The sequence below is a fragment of the Paenibacillus sp. FSL R7-277 genome, from assembly GCF_000517965.1.
Taxonomy (GTDB): domain Bacteria; phylum Bacillota; class Bacilli; order Paenibacillales; family Paenibacillaceae; genus Paenibacillus_AQ; species Paenibacillus_AQ silagei.
The window spans coordinates 65,664-81,499 of the sequence record NZ_ASPX01000108.1; the positions used below are offsets into that span (position 1 = coordinate 65,664).

Consider the following 15,836-nt stretch of genomic DNA (forward strand, 5'->3'; position numbering starts at 1 on the left):
CGGAAGCGAGGACTGGAGTTATACTTGATGCTCACTGGATGCTAACACAGCAGTAGCCGGAAGAGAACGCCACAGCCTACGCAGTACTCCTTTTATTGGGTAAAGGAGCCGAAGTCCGTAATCTTCAAATCAACCGTGACATGAATAGGAGTCCGGCTGAACACCTCGTCCCAATGATCCTCAAGCTTCTTCCATAAGGCGGGCTCCTGAATGCTGAGCCTGGTGGAGAATCCGCCCACATCTGCTTTGTAATCCGACTGCAGCTTGTGAAGCATACCCGTCATCATCCGCTCCAGCCGCTCCTTGAACAGCTTCTCTGCTTTTTGGGGAAGATGGGTGGCCGCAGGGTATTCCTCTACGTTCCAGGTTTCGCTTAGCCTTCCTTCCGTTGTGAGCTTGACGTCGAAGGATAGCTGGCCGCCGTCTGCTTTGGCAGTGATTTTACTCTTCATGGACTTGAGTTCATAGGTAATCGGCTCATTGCTCCAGTCGTAGGTCTTGATGACACCGCTTTGCCCCCCGTTGGTCAGCCAGCTCAGACATTCGGTTTCCTCCTGAGTCAGCGCCCCCACCCAGTGTCCGGTATCTCCCTTGATTACTCCGGCTCCCGAGAATTCTACCTCACCATTTGCCGTTACCAGGTTCTGCAGCGCATAACTGCGTTTGGAGAACATATTGGCATCCATTTTCGATAAAATAACAGGGTCCAGCACCTTGCTGGTTCTCTTCTGATTGCGCAGCATATCTCTAATATGAAAGGCAGGAATTTCATTTTTTTGCTTCGCGACCATAGTGTCTGCTGCCCGGCCTTGGCTTATGAACACCATCGTACTGGGACGGATATCATTATCCCGAAGCACGAAATCCATTAACTGGTTTATACTCTGCTGCTTGAGCAGCTCACTGGAGATCACAATAACCTTGAGGTGGTGGCCGATGATCGGTCGTTCACGCAGTATGGAATATTGACGGAAGATCTCAAGCACAGAATCTCCGGTTCCGGTTACATTCATATAGGGTGCGCTACTGCTGCTGCCGCCTTGTTTATCTACCCCTCCCACGGAGTTAGCCGGAACCATCTGCACAGTGGCGGTGATTTTATTCTTTTTATAATAAGTAGCGCCCTTGTCCTCCAGCTCCTGCTCTGTGGGCGAGAACTCTCCGACATCCAGAGCCAGCCCTGCGTATAGGGCCAGATCCTCAATCTCTTTACTGCTCCAGCAGGAGGTCAGTGTGGCAAGGATTAGCAGACTGCACAGCACCACCAGGATTCGTCTACACATGCTGCTTCAGCCCCTTCACCCGGATGAGCCAGACGACTGAGAGCAGGACAGGCACCAGCAGGAACAATACCACCCCCATCTTGCCTATGGTATCCCCGAGTGCGAACAGGTCGCTTAAGGACTTCGGCAGCATCGCCGAAATGAACAGAAGCGGAACCAGCGCATACATAATCGGATGGACCTTAAGCTTGAAAATCTGGGAGAGACCCAGTGAGGACTGGAAAAAGAAGCTGCTGAAGTTGCAGAACATCTGCATCAGCCAGATGACCATGAACGGGAATTCCAAACGCTCGAAGAAAAATCCCGGCACCTCAAAGCTGCGCAATAGATCAATAGTGGGCCAGGTGCTGGTAATGGCGGAATCAATAGAGATGCCTCCGATCACTATAGTAATGGTCAGGAAATAGATGGCCAGCAGGATGCTCAGGCCGCCAAGCATAGCTTTGACAGCCTTTTTGGGGTCCTCCATGAATGCCACAAGCGTCATGGTGACTTCACAGCCGGTGAATACAAGCACAGTGGATTTGAGCCCTGTGAATACAGGGGACCACCCATTGCCGAGCACAGGACGCAGATTATCGATATCGAACATCCGCAGGCTGAGCACGAAGGAGATGAGCAGAATCATGATGCTGATCGGAAAAACAATGGTGTAGACACGGGCAATAGAGTTGATGCCTCCGTACACGAGGTAGGTGCTCAGCCAGAGAAAAGGAAGAATTACTGCCCAGATTGGAGTCCCCTCCAGCAGGAAAAACAGGGTAACCTCGGCCAGTGATCGGATCTCAAAGCCGGCGATAGTGATGAAATACAGGATTAACAGCATGGACAGAATGCCGCCGACGAACCGGCCGGTCAGCAGCCTTGAGTACTGAAAGACGGTTTTTCCCGGAAATTGCTGGCTGATCTTCACCATAAGAAGTACAGCAAGCATCACAATGGCCCCGCCGAGCAGGGTGGAAATCCAGCCATCCGGAGTTTTGACACTATCGCTTACACTGCGCGGCAACGTAAGAATCCCCGCGCCCAGCAGCGTATTGTTCAGGAAAACGGCGGTTTGTGTAGGTGTGATTTTGTCATCGGTGCGTATGAACATGATACGTCCTCCTTACGCGCAGGCGCGGTTATGACTTACGTTTGTTCTGCCGGGTCTTCATCATGAGAGGTCTGCGCTTCATCAGAGCCATTGGAGCCCGCAGAAACAGATCCTTCCAGTCACTGAGACGGAAAGGGGAGAGCGGGGTCAGATACGGCACTCCGAAGCTCTTGAGCTTGCTCAGATGACAGCAGATCAGCAGGAAGAACAGAATGGTACCGTACATTCCCAGCACCGAGGCGAATAGCATACCGGCGAAGCGCAGCATCCGCAGGGTGATTCCGGCGCTGTACATAGGAATGGAGAAGGAGGAGATGGCGGTTACGGCAACCGTAATAACCAGGAACGGGCTGACAATACCCGCCTGTACCGCAGCATCGCCGATGATCAGACCGCCGACGATCCCCATCGCCGGACCAATCGGCTTCGGCAGCCGGATGCCGGCTTCGCGCAGGATCTCGATGGAGACCTCCAGAATCAGCACTTCAATCAGTGAAGGGAAGGGCACGCCCTGCCGGGTCTTGATGATCGTGATCGCCAGCTCTGTAGGAATCAGCCCCGGATGAAAGGAGATGAATGAGATGTACAGGGCCGGAGCCATCAGGGCAAAGAAGGAAGCGCCAAAACGCAGCAGCCGCAGAAGCGTTCCCGGCAGCCAGCGCTCATAATAGTCTTCCGGCGACTGCAGCAGCATGCTGAACGTTACCGGTGCGATTAGTACAAAGGGTGTACCGTCGAGCAGGATGGCAACCCGTCCTTCCAGCAGGGCACTGATCACTCTGTCCGGCCGTTCTGTATTCTGCAGCTGCTGGAACGGACTGAGATAATTATCCTCAATGAGCTGCTCGATATAACCGGATTCGGCTACGAAATCAATATCGATTTTACAGATCCGGTTCTTGATCTCCTCCAGCAGGTCGGGATTGACGATATCCTTCATGTAGGCGATCACAATCTCCCGCTCTATCGTGCTGCCTGCCCGGTAAGACTTCATCTCAAGCTGGTCGCTCAGGCCCTGGCGGCGCAGCATGGAGGTATTCTCGCTCAGCACCTCGGAGAAGCCCAGCCGGGGACCGCGGAGCAGGGCTTCGGAGACCGGCTCCGCGATGGCACGGTTAGCAGCGCCTGGCACTTCGATGAGCAGTCCGCAGGGCAGGCCTTCGATCAGCAGGCCTCCGTGTCCGAAGAGGATGTATTTATTGAACGCTTCGATAGCGGTCTCTTCCTTAAGCTCGCTGAAGGGGAGTAGACGGCGGGCAATGCCTGCAGAAGACAGCGGCTCTTCGGGTAAGTCGTACATCAGGAACTGCATGATCTGCATATTCAGCAGTCTGTCATTCTGCATCCCGTCTATATGGACAAGCACGGCCCGGGCACCTGTATTCGCTAATGTGAATTCCCTGAAATGCAAATCGCTGTTGTCTCCAATGGCGGTTTGCACAGCGAGCAGATCCTTGCTGTAGCTGCCGCTGAAGGGAGCTGTACCCGCCATGCTGGAGGGGGCAGGTGCAGGCGGCTGGGTCTGGCGAACGGTTCTGGAGCCGTACCCTATCTGGCCCCGGCCGCTGCCTACCAGCCTATAGAGCGATCTATACAGTAACGTGAGAAGCAGTGGAACGAGCAGAGCTACGCCCGCCTGACCAAAGACTGCCCAGCCGGGTATATAAGATACAATGGAAGCGAACAGTGTGATCATCCCCAGCCGCAGTAATTTAAATGTCAGGACAGAAGCAGACGTCTTTCTTCTCATCAAGTTTTCCAAAGTTTATCTGAATTTACTCGTAATTACCGAAAATAATTTGGCACGGTGGGTCCGGCTTATATGCTCCCCGGGTCCGGCAGCCCTGCCACGCGAAATAAGATATAATGCATAGAGTACAGGTTGTTCCATACATTTCGGAATGAAGCAGTCAGGAGAGAGGCGCAGCACATGAAGACTTTACTGGTCACAGGCTACCGGGCCCATGAGCTCGGCATTTATGACAGCAAGCATCAGGGCATTCCCTATATCAAAAAAGCACTCGCGAACCGGATCATTCCGCTGGTGGAGGAGGGCCTGGAATGGGTCATTACTCCCGGGCAATATGGTGTTGATCTGTGGGCCTGCGAGGTGGTGCTGGAGCTGAAGCAGCAATATCCCGGACTGAAGCTGGGCATTATTACAGCCCATGCGTCACCGGAGGAGAAGTGGAAGGAAGAGAAGCAGAATGAATACCGCCGCATTGTAGCCGGTGCTGACTACTACGGAGCCGTTAGCAATGCTCCCTATGACGGGAGCTGGCAGTTCAAGGCCAGAGATGATCTGCTGCTGCGTAAAAGCGACGGGATTCTGTTGTTCTACGACGAGGATGCGGCGGAGAGCAGTGCGAAGTTCACCAAAGAGCGGGTCGTGAAGCTGCATGCCGAAGGCGATTATGAGCTGCATCTGATGCATGCAGAGGAGATTCAGAGCATTGCCGATGAAGAGAACCGGCATGACTATGATTGAGAAGGGGGTACGCAGCTGTGAGCTGCGCCCCTGGGGCCTGTCCCATGATGGCATGAAGCGGAATCAGATGAAGCTGCGGAGTGAAGGCGGCTTGCGCACCTTATAGTTCTGCTCATAGGCGTAAGCCAGTCTGATAAGCACCGGTTCTTCATAGGCCCGGGCGGAGAAGGTTACGCCGAAGGGGGCACCGGCTGAGGTATAGCCTGACGGCACCACGATCGACGGATATCCGGCTCTTGAGGTAATCCGTGCGCCGAAGTCAGCGGGGAACAGCAGGGCATCAAGCTGATGTTCGCGCATAGTAGCGTCAATCCCGAGCTCCTTGCAGAGTCTGAGATCCGTCATGCGGTCGCGCAGATATTGCGGCTCAGTGAAGGTGCCGGAGGTTGTTAATTCGGCATCGAGCAGGGTCGCTTGCCCGAACTTCAGCGTCTGGACCGGATGGGCATGATTGAAATCAATAATATCCTTCAAAGTACGCATCGGTGCCCCCGGGCCCAGGCGGGACAGGTAGGCGTTCAGCGAGGTTTTGAATTCATTCAGCACCACGGATGAATAGCTGATCTCCCGCGCCGTGGTAATCTCGGCCGGATCAATGATGATTGCTCCGAGCTCCCGCATTCTCTCCACAGAGGCATTGAACAGTGCAAGCTGCTCCTCCGTCAGCTCCTCGAAGTAATAATCGCGCGGAATTCCGATTCTTGCTCCCCGCAGACCGTCTCCATCCAGGAAAACCGTATAATCCTCATGAACCTTACCTCTGTTCGTACCCATGGCCGCATCGCCGGTATCCTGGCCGAGCAGTGCATTCAGCAGAAGGACAGCATCCCGGACCGTTCGTGCCATAGGCCCGGCGGTATCCTGCGTGCTGGAGAGCGGCAGAATACCGGAGCGGCTGATCAGCCCAACCGTGGGCTTAATGCCGATAATGGAGCCCAGATTTCCGGGATTGAGGATGGAACCAGAGGTTTCTGTTCCAACGGAGACAGTGCAGAAATTACAGGCCACTGCTACCGCAGACCCGGCGCTGGAGCCGCCTGTCGGCGTGGAGATGTTATAGGGGTTAAGCACCTGCCCGCCACGGGAGCTGTAGCCGGAGGGCATGCCGTTCGTCATGAAGTTGGCGAATTCCGTCATATTAGCCTTGCCCATAATGATAGCTCCCGCCTCGCGCAGCCTGCTGACGATGAAGGCATCCTCTCCGGCAAAAGAGTCCGCCAACGCGAGCGAGCCCGCGCTGGTATGCATGTTATCCCCGGTATTAATGTTATCCTTCAATAGCACCGGTATGCCGTGCAGCGGTCCGCGCGGACCCTGAAGCTGGCGCTCTACGTCCAGGGATTCAGCGATGAACAGCGCATCCGGGTTAATCTCCAGTACAGAATTCACCGTCAGACCGTTTTTGTCATGATCCGCTATGCGCTCAAGGTACATCAGGACTAATTGTCTGGAAGTGATCTCCCCGGAATCCAGAGCGGCTTGAATGTCAGACAGGGTAGCCTCTACGATTTCAAAACTCATGCGGGTCCACGCTTCTTTCCCTTTAGGATTTAGTAGTATTCTTCCTCATATAAGCACAGTTTTGCCTGTCTTCATAGCATTCTTTTAACACCCGGACGACCATGACTTTGGATGTAACTTTTAAACGGCTGATTAAAAGAGGGGCTCCTGTGGTTAAATACATCACAAGATTTAACAATACTACTTGCTAACATCACTAGGAGGAATCGAACTTGAAGAAATGGACTACGATATTTATGGGTGTTATGCTGACTGTTGCCTTGGCTGGCTGCGGCAATAATGAGGAGCTCAAACCATCGGAGGGCGCTGCAACAGCTGCACCTGCAGGAAGCGCGGCTCCGGAAGCCTCCGCATCGGCAGCGCCTGCTGAACAGACATCAGACGGCGTTCCAACGGTGGATGAATTGATTCAGAAGTCGGTTGCCGCATCGGGTGATCTGAAGAGCTTCGCGATGGAATCGCAGGTGAAGCAGAAGATCAATGTGAAGACGGCACAAGGGGACAATGCGCAAGATACCGATATGACCACGAAATCCAAGTTCATTAAGGAGCCGCTGATGATGCATCAGGAGGTGCAGATGAAGACGGCCCAGGGCGACCAGAAGATCGAGCAATATGTGACTAAGGACGGCTTCTATTCCCAGATGAACGGGCAATGGATGAAGATGCCTGCTACGATGGGTGAACAGGTCCTAGCTGCTATGCAGCAGTCCGCGAACCCTGAGAAGCAAATGGAGCAATTCAAGGCGCTTACCGAGAAGACAAAAATCACCGAGGAAGGCGATAGTTATCTGCTGTCTGCTGAGGTATCCGGCGATGACGTCAAGGAGCTGGCGAAGTCTTATATGAACCAGGGCGGCAGTGCCGATCCTCAGATGGCTGCTATGATAGAGCAGATGAACATCAAGAGCATGAACATCGCTTATGCTGTTGATAAGAAGACGTATTATCCAACCCGTACAGATGTAACCATGGTCATGGATATGACCAGCAATGACCAGACGATATCGATTGATATGGATATGAAGGCGACCATCAGCGAGCACAACAAGGTCGATGAGATCAAGATTCCGCAGGAAGCGCTGGACGCGAAGGAAGTTGAAATGCCAACAACCCCGACAACTCCGTAACAGGCTTACCCGCTGAATAGCAATGTAACATATGGAAACGGCGCTGCTGTCCTGATTAGGACGGCAGCGCCGTTTTTGACGTGAATTGTTTGGGGGGTGATTTTATAAATTAAACGAGTTGCTTAGCATACCAAAGGCTGCGCCGGCAATGACGGAGGTGATCAGCTTGTAGAAAATATATCCGGTCACAATGTTGGCGATGGCAATCGGGTATAAGGTGTCAATGCCCCGGCTGCCGCCAGTGTTCAGCGGATATTGGAACAAAGCCGTATTCATGCTGATGAAGACGAATAGGAAGGACAACGCCACCAGTGTGGTCGAGAAGGAGTACAGGCTGACAAGTAGTGTGAGAATCGCCAGCACCAGCAGCGCCACGGCCGGAACGAGCAGCGTTCCCATCCGGGTAATCAGCAATTTAAAATCGAAGCTGACCTTCTCCAGCCGGAGAACGGCATAAGTGGCTCCGCAAGCAACGGCCAGGCCAACCGCCGTCAATAACAGCGGCTTCAGGAAGCCGGGGCCGAAGATGGCCGAGACATCCCATTTGATGAACAGGGTGAGGAAATATAAGGCCGTTAACAACGCCGTAAGGCCCATGGTGATCAGGCTGTTCATGAAATGGGCCACAGGAATTTCCCTCATTGTACTGTACGGGCGGGTAAGGGCTCTCAGGTAAAAGCTCCAATACTGCTTGCCTACTGCCTGTGCCTGCTGTACACGTTCATCCTTGAGCAGATTATTGAACTGCTCGGTTACCTTACGCTGGGGCTGCGGTTGCCCAGGTTGGTTGTTAGGTCCCTCAGGATTCGTGAAGGGTGTTCCGCCTTCCGGATTGTTCATGGTGATTCCTCCTTGTGAAATATATGGAAAATGCCATTGGCTATAGTATAAGGGGACTCACCGGGAAATTCTATAAATTTGCCGGAATATGCAGGAATTCATGCGAAAAAGCCCGTAAATCGTCGATAAACGTCGATTTACGGGCCGGGACCCATTCTATTCCTGTAATTCGTCTGCCACCCGGGCAAACCCCTCTTCAGCGAGATATTCCTCCGCTTCAGCGACCGTCTCGAAGGCCATCTCAAGCTGTAGTCCGGCATAGAGATACCACAGATCCTCCTCGAATCTCAGGCTCAGCGTATGCCCGTCCTCATTCGTCCACAGCGATTGCGCTTCAGCTCCGCCCGTCTGCGCTTTTTTCTTTCTTTTGGAAGGGGCAGGGGCCTCGGGAATGTACATCAAGAGAGAAGTGATCGACGCATCCAGCAGCTCGCGCAGTGCAGCCTCCGAATAATCGCGGATATTGACCAGTCCCTTATCATCCGTCTCATAGCCCCGCAGCAGTCCGGCATAGACGAAGCCGTTCCCGTTCGGGTGAATATGCGAAGCCACGGTCTTCTTATCGTGACGGCTCTGCTCCAGGTGATAATTCACCCGTCCCAGTGAGACCTTCCGCGCCTCCAGCTGGGGGTAGGAATCAAGAATAGCTATTTTCTGTTCAAAAGTAAGCATATACGCCTCCGGTTCACTTGAAATATAAAAATGTATAGGTTTCACGCTATACATTATCTTTCTATTTCTCGCTGAAACGGTACCGTCCTTTAAAAGGACGGCAATACCGTTTCCGCTTGTAGTCAGTTGATTATAGCATGCAGCGGGACAATGGACTACAGCGCCTCTCCATGGATTGTTTACTCTGCCAGCGGGAGCCGCAGCACGAAGGTGCAGCCCTGCGGCGGATTGCTGCCCAACTCCAGGCTGCCGCCCATGGCTTCGGCCAGCAGTCTGCTGAAGGTCAGGCCCAGCCCGAGTCCGCGAAGCAGGCTCTGCTTGCCCGAGCTGCGGTAGAAGGCTTCGAAGATCCGTTCCCGGCTGTCCGGGTGGATGCCCGGCCCGTTATCTGTAACGGAGATTTCGGCCTGCCCCTGCGGCGTAGCCGTAAGTTCAAGCTTCAATTGGAGATTGCAGTCCGGCGTCTTCGCCTGCAGACTGTTGCCCAGCAGATTCACAATAATCTGCTGGATGCGCAGCGGGTCTCCCCGCAGCACAAGCGGGTTCTCCGGCAGCAGCAGGATGGGCTTATTAACCTCCCCGTTCTGGGTCAGCATCCACTGATAGAGGATTTCCTCCAGCAGCGGGGCCGCTTCGAGCTTATCATGACGGACGGCAACCATGCCCGCTGTCAGCGCATTGTAGTCCAGCAGATCGGCGACCATATGCTGCAGCCGCCCGGTCTCAAGCAGAGCGATATCGAGGAATTCATTGGCCTCCTCGCCTTCGACAACGCCCTCGCGGACCGCATGAAGCAGTCCTTTGATTGAGGTGACCGGTGTCTTGAGCTCATGGGACACGCCGGCCAGCATGATGGCCCGCGACTGCTCGAACTGCTGCAGCTTGCCCGCCATCTCCTGGAAGGAGACGAGCAGCTCGTGAATCTCACGTTCTTTGGCCCCGGTCTCAAGCGCGATATTATATTGGCCGCTGCTGATCTGCGCGGCGGCGGCGGCCACCCGCTGAACCGGCTTGGCCAGCTTGATCGACAAGAGATAGATCGTCAGCCAGCTTAGGATAATCAGGAAGACGATGATAATCGAGAAGAAGGTGATCTCCTCTGTCGGAATATGACGCAGGGAGCGCTTGGACTGCATAACCAGCACCTGCCCCAGTGTGCCCTGGTCCCCCTGGATCTGTGCGGCGGCGGCCTTGTATTCAGAGGTTCGCGAATCGGTCAGGCTATCATTGAGCTTGTGTCGCATTTCCTCGTCTGTCATCGGGGGCTGGGAGTATAACAATTCGCCTTCAGGTCCGGTGATGATTACGCACATTTCTTCAGTGACCTTGAAGAAGCGTTTGCGGTCCTCTACCAGCCTATTCAGGCCCCCGGTAATCGCTAATTGACCGTCTGTATCCACGCTCCGGTCAGCGATCTCCTGCGCCAGCAGGCCGGTCGTCTGCATCCGGTTGCTCATCGCCTCCTGCTGCATCCACCAGAGGGTGAACAGCGCCGTCACCAGCAGCCCGATGCTGATGATCAGCAGATACCGCAGCGTCCAGTAAGTGAGAATGGAGGTGGTCTTCTTTTTCCTGCTGCTGTTCTTCTTACTCTTATTTATGTTGTCCATAATTGATAACCCGTTCCTCTCAGTGTGCGGATCTCGCCCTCGTCCTCCGGCCAGTGCGAGAGCGCCTGGCGCAGTCTTTTGATGGAGAGATCAACGGCACGGTCGCTTCCGTCATAATCCATCTCCCACACATGCTCCAGGAGCTGGTCACGGGTGCAAATCTGATTCGGCCGCTCGGCCAGGAACAGCAGAACCGACATGTCGCGCGGGCTAAGGCTGACCTCTGCCCCGTTCAGGAAGATGCTGCGGGCCGAGAAGTCGATGAACAGGCTGCCGTAATGGCGCTTGCGGCTGCCGTCCGACCATTGCGAGGGGCGGCGCAGCACCGCCCGCACCCTTGCGACCACTTCCTCCGGGATGAAGGGCTTCGACATATAGTCATCCGCCCCCCCGTCCAGACCCGCCAGCCGGTCCTTGATCCCGTCGCGGGCGGTGAGCATGATGACCGGGCAGCTGCTCCGCTCACGGATGAGCTGCAGCAGCTCGAAGCCGTCCATCGCCGGCAGCATGATATCGAGCAGGACCAGCGAGGGAGGCGCCTCCTCGAAGGCGTCCAGGGCACTCCGGCCGTCTGCGGCCCGGGTGACGTGAAAGCCTGCTTTTCGCAGATAGGCACTAAGCACCCGGGCGATGGCTTCTTCATCCTCTACGATTAGTATCGATTGCATGAGCTTCAGTCCCTTAACTAAAATTACGACAATTCTAACACATTTGCAGGCTAGTATGCTTTGACTTATTCCCGACATATTGCTTTGGTAGAATGGGAGCCAAGCCAATAGAGCAGAGATAAGAATATGGAATGGAGGAGATCGTATGAAGAAGAGAACAGTCGCTATAACCGCAGCCATTGTAATTATTGCAGGAGCCATCACCGCCTTCATCTTAGTGAATAACAGCCTTGGCAATAAGGTGGAGATTGAATCGGTGATTCCTGAGCAGGCGCAGGACAGCGGAGCCCAGAAGGAAGGAACGGCCAATGCGGCTGCTGCCGCCGCTGCTGTAACGCCGGAGCAGTTGAACGGAACCTGGAACATTGCAGAGCCGTCCAAGGTCTACTGGTCCGTGACCACATCCAAAGAAACGGTTAACTTCGTAGATCCTTCCGTGAAGGGTACCTGGAAGGTGAATCTGGAGGATGCCTCCGCAATGACCGGCGAAGGGTCGGTCGACATGAGCGCGCTTGATTCGGGAACCGCCCAGCGGGACGAGCATGTCAAGGGAGCGGACTTCTTGTCCGTAGCGGAGTTCCCGGAGGCCACCTTCACGGTGAAGTCCTTCTCGGAGATGCCAAAGGAATGGACAGAGGGTACAGCGGTGCCCGTACAACTGCAGGGGACGCTGACCGTGAAAGGCATCGAGAAGGAAGTCACGTTCGACTCGCAGGCTGCATATAGCGGCGGAGAGCTTAAGCTGTCGGGTACGACTACCGTAACCTTCGAGGATTTCGGCCTCAGCAATCCGCATTCCATCGTGCTCAGTACCGAGAACAACCTTGAGGTGCGCCTGGAGCTGGTGCTTAAGAAATAACATAGGGTTGTGGATGGCCCTCCCCGTTACCGTGGATTCGCGGCTGGCGGGGAGGGTTTTTTGCTGTGACTGGGGCTGGGGCGAAGGCGGTGGGCCAGATGCGGATGTATGCGAAAAAGCGAACACGTTTGGCCAGCGCGGGGTGTATGAGCGGAATGTAATCGAAAAACCGATTACATTGTGCTGGCGCGTGGTGCGTGCTCCACAGCCCGTGACTTTTTAGAGAAATCCTGCAAGATGTGCAACAATCTATCCATGCAAGCGGTCGGTGAGAGAAGACTCTCAGAACTGGCGAGGGGGAGGCTGAGCATCGCCATGAAAGCATCTTTCACCCGGTAGGGTGTTTTTTTGTGACGGTACAAATCCCCGCCTTCAGGTTAAGTATAAGAGATACATAATCTTTCAATAGGACCATCAGGTAAGGAAGGGAGTTAAGATACATGGATCGTAAGGCCAAAACTATACTGCAAAAATCGTTCTGGAGCGCCAGCGGCTGGAAGGGGACATACGGGCCTTTTTCCGGTGAAGAGTTCGACTATGCGAAGAGCAAGGGGGTCATGTTCGATCCCCTCACGATCACCCATGATGAGCTGGTGGAGAAGCTGCGGGTGCTGCACAGCGGGAGTGTGACCCGGGAGAAGGTGGCGGCGGCTTTTCTGCACAGCCTGTCTACCCGGAAGGTTCATCTGCGGAGCGCCTTGTCCAGTTGGGTTTTGACCTCGGAGCTGCCTGCACATGAATTCGCCCAGCCCCCCGCCGAGCAGCCAAGGTATAGCAGTTGTGCTGCTTGTGATGCCAAACACCTGATGTCTGATCAGCAGTACAACGCTGTGGATCTGAATGTGCTCAATTTCGAGCGGGTCAAATGGGGCGGCATCCGCCTTAATAAGCTGCTGTATTGCTGGCTCGATCTGGAGCTGTTCAGCCGGGAAGAGGAGGTGGAGGCTGCTCCGCAGGATATTCGTATTTTGCAGGATATGGCCGAAGCCGTGAAGCTATGCGGCAGCAAGGATGGTGCACGGAAGCTGGAGAAGCATTGGAAGGATATATTCCCCTCGAACCGGCATGAACGGGATGTCGTGATGGAGATCTGGGGATATGCTGGAATTCTGGTTCCGCAGGAGGAGCCGCGCCAGGGGCGGGGCGGAGACAATGATTTCAACGCTGTAGCCAACTGGCGCGGGGAGGACGGTTATTCGGAGGAACGCTTGAATGTGTTGTTCGGGCTGTAATACACACTTGTCTGGAGCTGGAGGCTCCTGCCGGTCGGCGGACATATACACACCAGGGAGATTTTGATAGAATCAGAGGGACCTGAGCTTCATTACGAGGAGGATATTACTATGGCAGAAGATAACGCTTACACGATAAAATGGGGCATTCTCAGCACAGGCTGGATCGCCCATCAGTTCGCCACGGATCTGGCCCACGCCAGCAATGGGGTGGCCTATGCAGTCGGCTCGCGCTCGCAGGAGAGCGCGGATAAATTCGCAGCCGATCACGGCATTCCTGTCGCATACGCCACCTACGAAGAGCTGGTGAACGATCCTGATGTGGACGCCATCTATATCGGCACACCGCATCCGTTTCATCGGGAGAATGCGCTGCTGGCTTTGCGGGCGGGCAAGGCTGTGCTGTGCGAGAAGCCTTTTACCGTGAATAGTGCTGAACTGGAGGAAGTCGTGGCCTATGCCCGGGAGCATAAGCTGTTCCTCATGGAAGCGATGTGGAGCCGGTATATCCCGGCACATGTGAAGGTGAGGGAATGGCTGGCCGCCGGGCGCATAGGAGAGGTGAAGCTAGTGAAGGCGGACCTTGGGTTCCGTTCTGACTGGAACCCGGAAGGACGTCTGCTGAATCCTGTCCTTGGCGGCGGTGCGCTGCTGGATGTCGGCATCTATCCGGTCTCCTTCACCTCGATGGTTCTCGGACCTCATCCAGAGTCGATCGCCAGCACTGTTCATATCGGGGAGACTGGCGTGGATGAGCACTTCTCGCTGCTGCTGTCCTACGGGAATGGCGTATCTGCTTCACTCCATGCCGGCATCCGCCTGAATCTGGACGATGAAGCCCATATCTATGGAACGGAAGGTCGTATCGTGGTCAATGGCACCCTGGTTAATCCGAAATCAGCCGAGCTCTACGTAAACGGCGAATTGGCGGAGCGGTTCGAAGATGATCGCGCTTCGGTCGGGTACTGCTTCGAGGCGGAAGAGGTAGGCCGTTGTCTTCAGGCCGGGCTTACCGAGAGCCCGGTGATGACGCTGGATGAATCCGTAGCGCTGATGAAGCTGCTGGATGAAGTCCGGGCGCAGTGGGGACTGAAGTATCCCGGCGAATAAGTGCGGGCAGGAAGCTTCCGGGAAAGGGGGAGACCAAGTGACATTGACTGATGACCGTTATCAGGGCTGCCTGCAGGGGCTGGCCGCCGGGGATGCGCTGGGCACAACTGTAGAATTCCAGGCACCCGGAACCTTCAAGCCAATGACAGATATTGTCGGCGGCGGGGTATTCGCTCTGCAGCCGGGTCAGTGGACAGATGACACCTCGATGGCGCTCTGTCTGGCGGAGAGCCTGTTAACCGTTCAGGCCTTCGATCCGGCGGATCAGATGCAGCGGTATGTGAAGTGGTACCGCGAGGGAGCACTGAGCAGTACAGGCCGCTGCTTCGACATCGGCAACGCGACGCGTGAAGCGCTGCACCGGTATGAAGCGAGCGGGGAGGCTAACAGCGGCTCAGAGGATCCGTTCTCTGCCGGGAACGGCTCCATTATGCGTCTGGCTCCGGTGGTGATGTACTATGCGGAGCAGCCCGCTGAGGCGATCCGCTATGCAGCAATGAGTTCAAGAACCACGCACGGGGCTGCCGAGTGTCTGGCTGCCTGCCGCCTGCTCGCGGCATATATTCTAGTCGGGCTGCACGGCTGGAGCAAGCAGGAGATGCTGGCGCCGGATGCCTTCCGCGAATGGCTGGATGAAGATACGCTGACGCCGCATATGCTGAATATCAAGCAAGGCTCCTACAAGCTGAAGGAGCCGCCGCAGATCCAAGGCTCGGGCTATGTCGTGGAGTCGCTGGAAGCCGCGCTGTGGGCGTTCCATAAGTCGGACAGCTTCGCAGAGGGCGCGCTGCTTGCTGTGAATCTCGGCAATGACGCCGACACCACCGGCGCCATCTACGGCCAGATCGCCGGAGCCTACTATGGCCTGAGCGGCATTCCGGCCGATTGGAGCGGCAAGCTGGCGTTGCGCGGGCTGATCAGCGATTACGCGGGGCGGCTGTTTACGGAGCGGGTACAGTAAGCGGAGGTAGTTAAGCTGCATGTGGCAGGCGGGGCGCATGGGTCACAAGGCACCCCGCCTGTTTGTTGTGCAGGATGATGCGGAGTTTCGTGTGTGAACTCATGTGAACTATAGAAGTGGGTTCTTGCATTAACGCGGTAATGTGCGAGGCGATTTTTGAAAGACATTATTCTGAGATAAGTGTATTCTACGCAATTAAAAACCGTGAAATGGCAAACATTCCTCTCCTAACTGTAGTCTGTACAACTAAATTTGCCTGAATGGTTGAGAACCGGGGTATGAAGGTATTTTAGATGTACGAAATACAGCTAAAACGCGATTCGATGGTACATCAGACGTTTTAGTTGTACAGATTGCACTTAAGCT

Annotated in this window: 14 protein-coding genes; 6 read left to right on the forward strand and 8 right to left on the reverse strand. The window is 54.9% G+C overall.

From position 1 onward, the window contains the following. Positions 1 to 92: 92 nt before the first annotated feature. Genes C173_RS27810 through C173_RS27820 form a run of 3 tightly spaced genes read right to left on the reverse strand, consistent with a single transcriptional unit; the run spans position 93 to position 4,075 of the window. On the reverse strand, positions 93 to 1,283 hold the full coding sequence (locus C173_RS27810) for a Ger(x)C family spore germination protein (RefSeq protein WP_036731287.1): 1,191 nt from the start codon (positions 1,281 to 1,283) through the stop codon (positions 93 to 95). Next, positions 1,276 to 2,379, reverse strand: coding sequence for a GerAB/ArcD/ProY family transporter (locus C173_RS27815; RefSeq protein WP_036731289.1), 1,104 nt, complete (start codon positions 2,377 to 2,379; stop codon positions 1,276 to 1,278). Before C173_RS27815 ends, C173_RS27810 begins: the two co-directional genes overlap by 8 nt. A gap of 28 nt (positions 2,380 to 2,407) precedes the next feature. Further along, positions 2,408 to 4,075, reverse strand: coding sequence for a spore germination protein (locus tag C173_RS27820; RefSeq protein ID WP_442792679.1), 1,668 nt, complete (start codon positions 4,073 to 4,075; stop codon positions 2,408 to 2,410). 234 nt (positions 4,076 to 4,309) lie between these two features. Between C173_RS27820 and C173_RS27825 the strand changes: the two genes are divergently transcribed. Further along, a complete protein-coding gene (locus C173_RS27825) occupies positions 4,310 to 4,867 on the forward strand; it encodes a DUF1273 domain-containing protein (protein ID WP_036731292.1) in 558 nt (185 codons plus the stop codon). 63 nt (positions 4,868 to 4,930) lie between these two features. On the opposite strand, the gene C173_RS27830 is transcribed toward C173_RS27825, so the two are convergent. Beyond that, the gene (locus C173_RS27830) at positions 4,931 to 6,388 is read right to left on the reverse strand and encodes an amidase family protein (protein WP_036731295.1); all 1,458 of its coding nucleotides are present in this window, start codon (positions 6,386 to 6,388) and stop codon (positions 4,931 to 4,933) included. A 212-nt stretch (positions 6,389 to 6,600) separates the two neighbouring features. On the opposite strand from C173_RS27830, the gene C173_RS27835 reads away from it, so the two are divergent. Continuing rightward, on the forward strand, positions 6,601 to 7,518 hold the full coding sequence (locus C173_RS27835) for a DUF6612 family protein (protein WP_036731297.1): 918 nt from the start codon (positions 6,601 to 6,603) through the stop codon (positions 7,516 to 7,518). Between the two features lie 102 nt (positions 7,519 to 7,620). Here the strand turns inward: C173_RS27835 and C173_RS27840 are convergent, their stop codons facing one another. From C173_RS27840 to C173_RS27855, 4 genes are all read right to left on the reverse strand, one after another. After that, entirely contained in the window at positions 7,621 to 8,358 is a 738-nt protein-coding gene (locus tag C173_RS27840) for a hypothetical protein (protein ID WP_036731299.1), read from the reverse strand. Positions 8,359 to 8,514: 156 nt separating this feature from the next. Next, a complete protein-coding gene (locus C173_RS27845; RefSeq protein WP_036731301.1) occupies positions 8,515 to 9,030 on the reverse strand; it encodes a hypothetical protein in 516 nt (171 codons plus the stop codon). 179 nt (positions 9,031 to 9,209) lie between these two features. Further along, the gene (locus C173_RS27850; RefSeq protein WP_036731304.1) at positions 9,210 to 10,640 is read right to left on the reverse strand and encodes a sensor histidine kinase; all 1,431 of its coding nucleotides are present in this window, start codon (positions 10,638 to 10,640) and stop codon (positions 9,210 to 9,212) included. Continuing rightward, on the reverse strand, positions 10,628 to 11,308 hold the full coding sequence (locus C173_RS27855; protein ID WP_036731306.1) for a response regulator transcription factor: 681 nt from the start codon (positions 11,306 to 11,308) through the stop codon (positions 10,628 to 10,630). The genes C173_RS27850 and C173_RS27855 overlap by 13 nt, the downstream gene beginning before the upstream one ends. Before the next feature lie 145 nt (positions 11,309 to 11,453). Between C173_RS27855 and C173_RS27860 the strand changes: the two genes are divergently transcribed. From C173_RS27860 to C173_RS27875, 4 genes are all read left to right on the forward strand, one after another. Continuing rightward, a complete protein-coding gene (locus tag C173_RS27860) occupies positions 11,454 to 12,167 on the forward strand; it encodes a YceI family protein (RefSeq protein WP_036731309.1) in 714 nt (237 codons plus the stop codon). A gap of 440 nt (positions 12,168 to 12,607) precedes the next feature. Next, complete coding sequence (locus tag C173_RS27865) at positions 12,608 to 13,399, forward strand: hypothetical protein (protein ID WP_036731311.1); 792 nt, start codon at positions 12,608 to 12,610, stop codon at positions 13,397 to 13,399. 111 nt (positions 13,400 to 13,510) lie between these two features. After that, positions 13,511 to 14,509 carry a Gfo/Idh/MocA family protein gene (locus C173_RS27870; protein ID WP_036731313.1) on the forward strand — a complete coding sequence of 333 codons (999 nt, stop codon included), beginning with the start codon at positions 13,511 to 13,513 and terminating at the stop codon, positions 14,507 to 14,509. A 37-nt stretch (positions 14,510 to 14,546) separates the two neighbouring features. Beyond that, on the forward strand, positions 14,547 to 15,470 hold the full coding sequence (locus C173_RS27875; RefSeq protein ID WP_036731316.1) for an ADP-ribosylglycohydrolase family protein: 924 nt from the start codon (positions 14,547 to 14,549) through the stop codon (positions 15,468 to 15,470). Positions 15,471 to 15,836 lie beyond the last annotated feature (366 nt).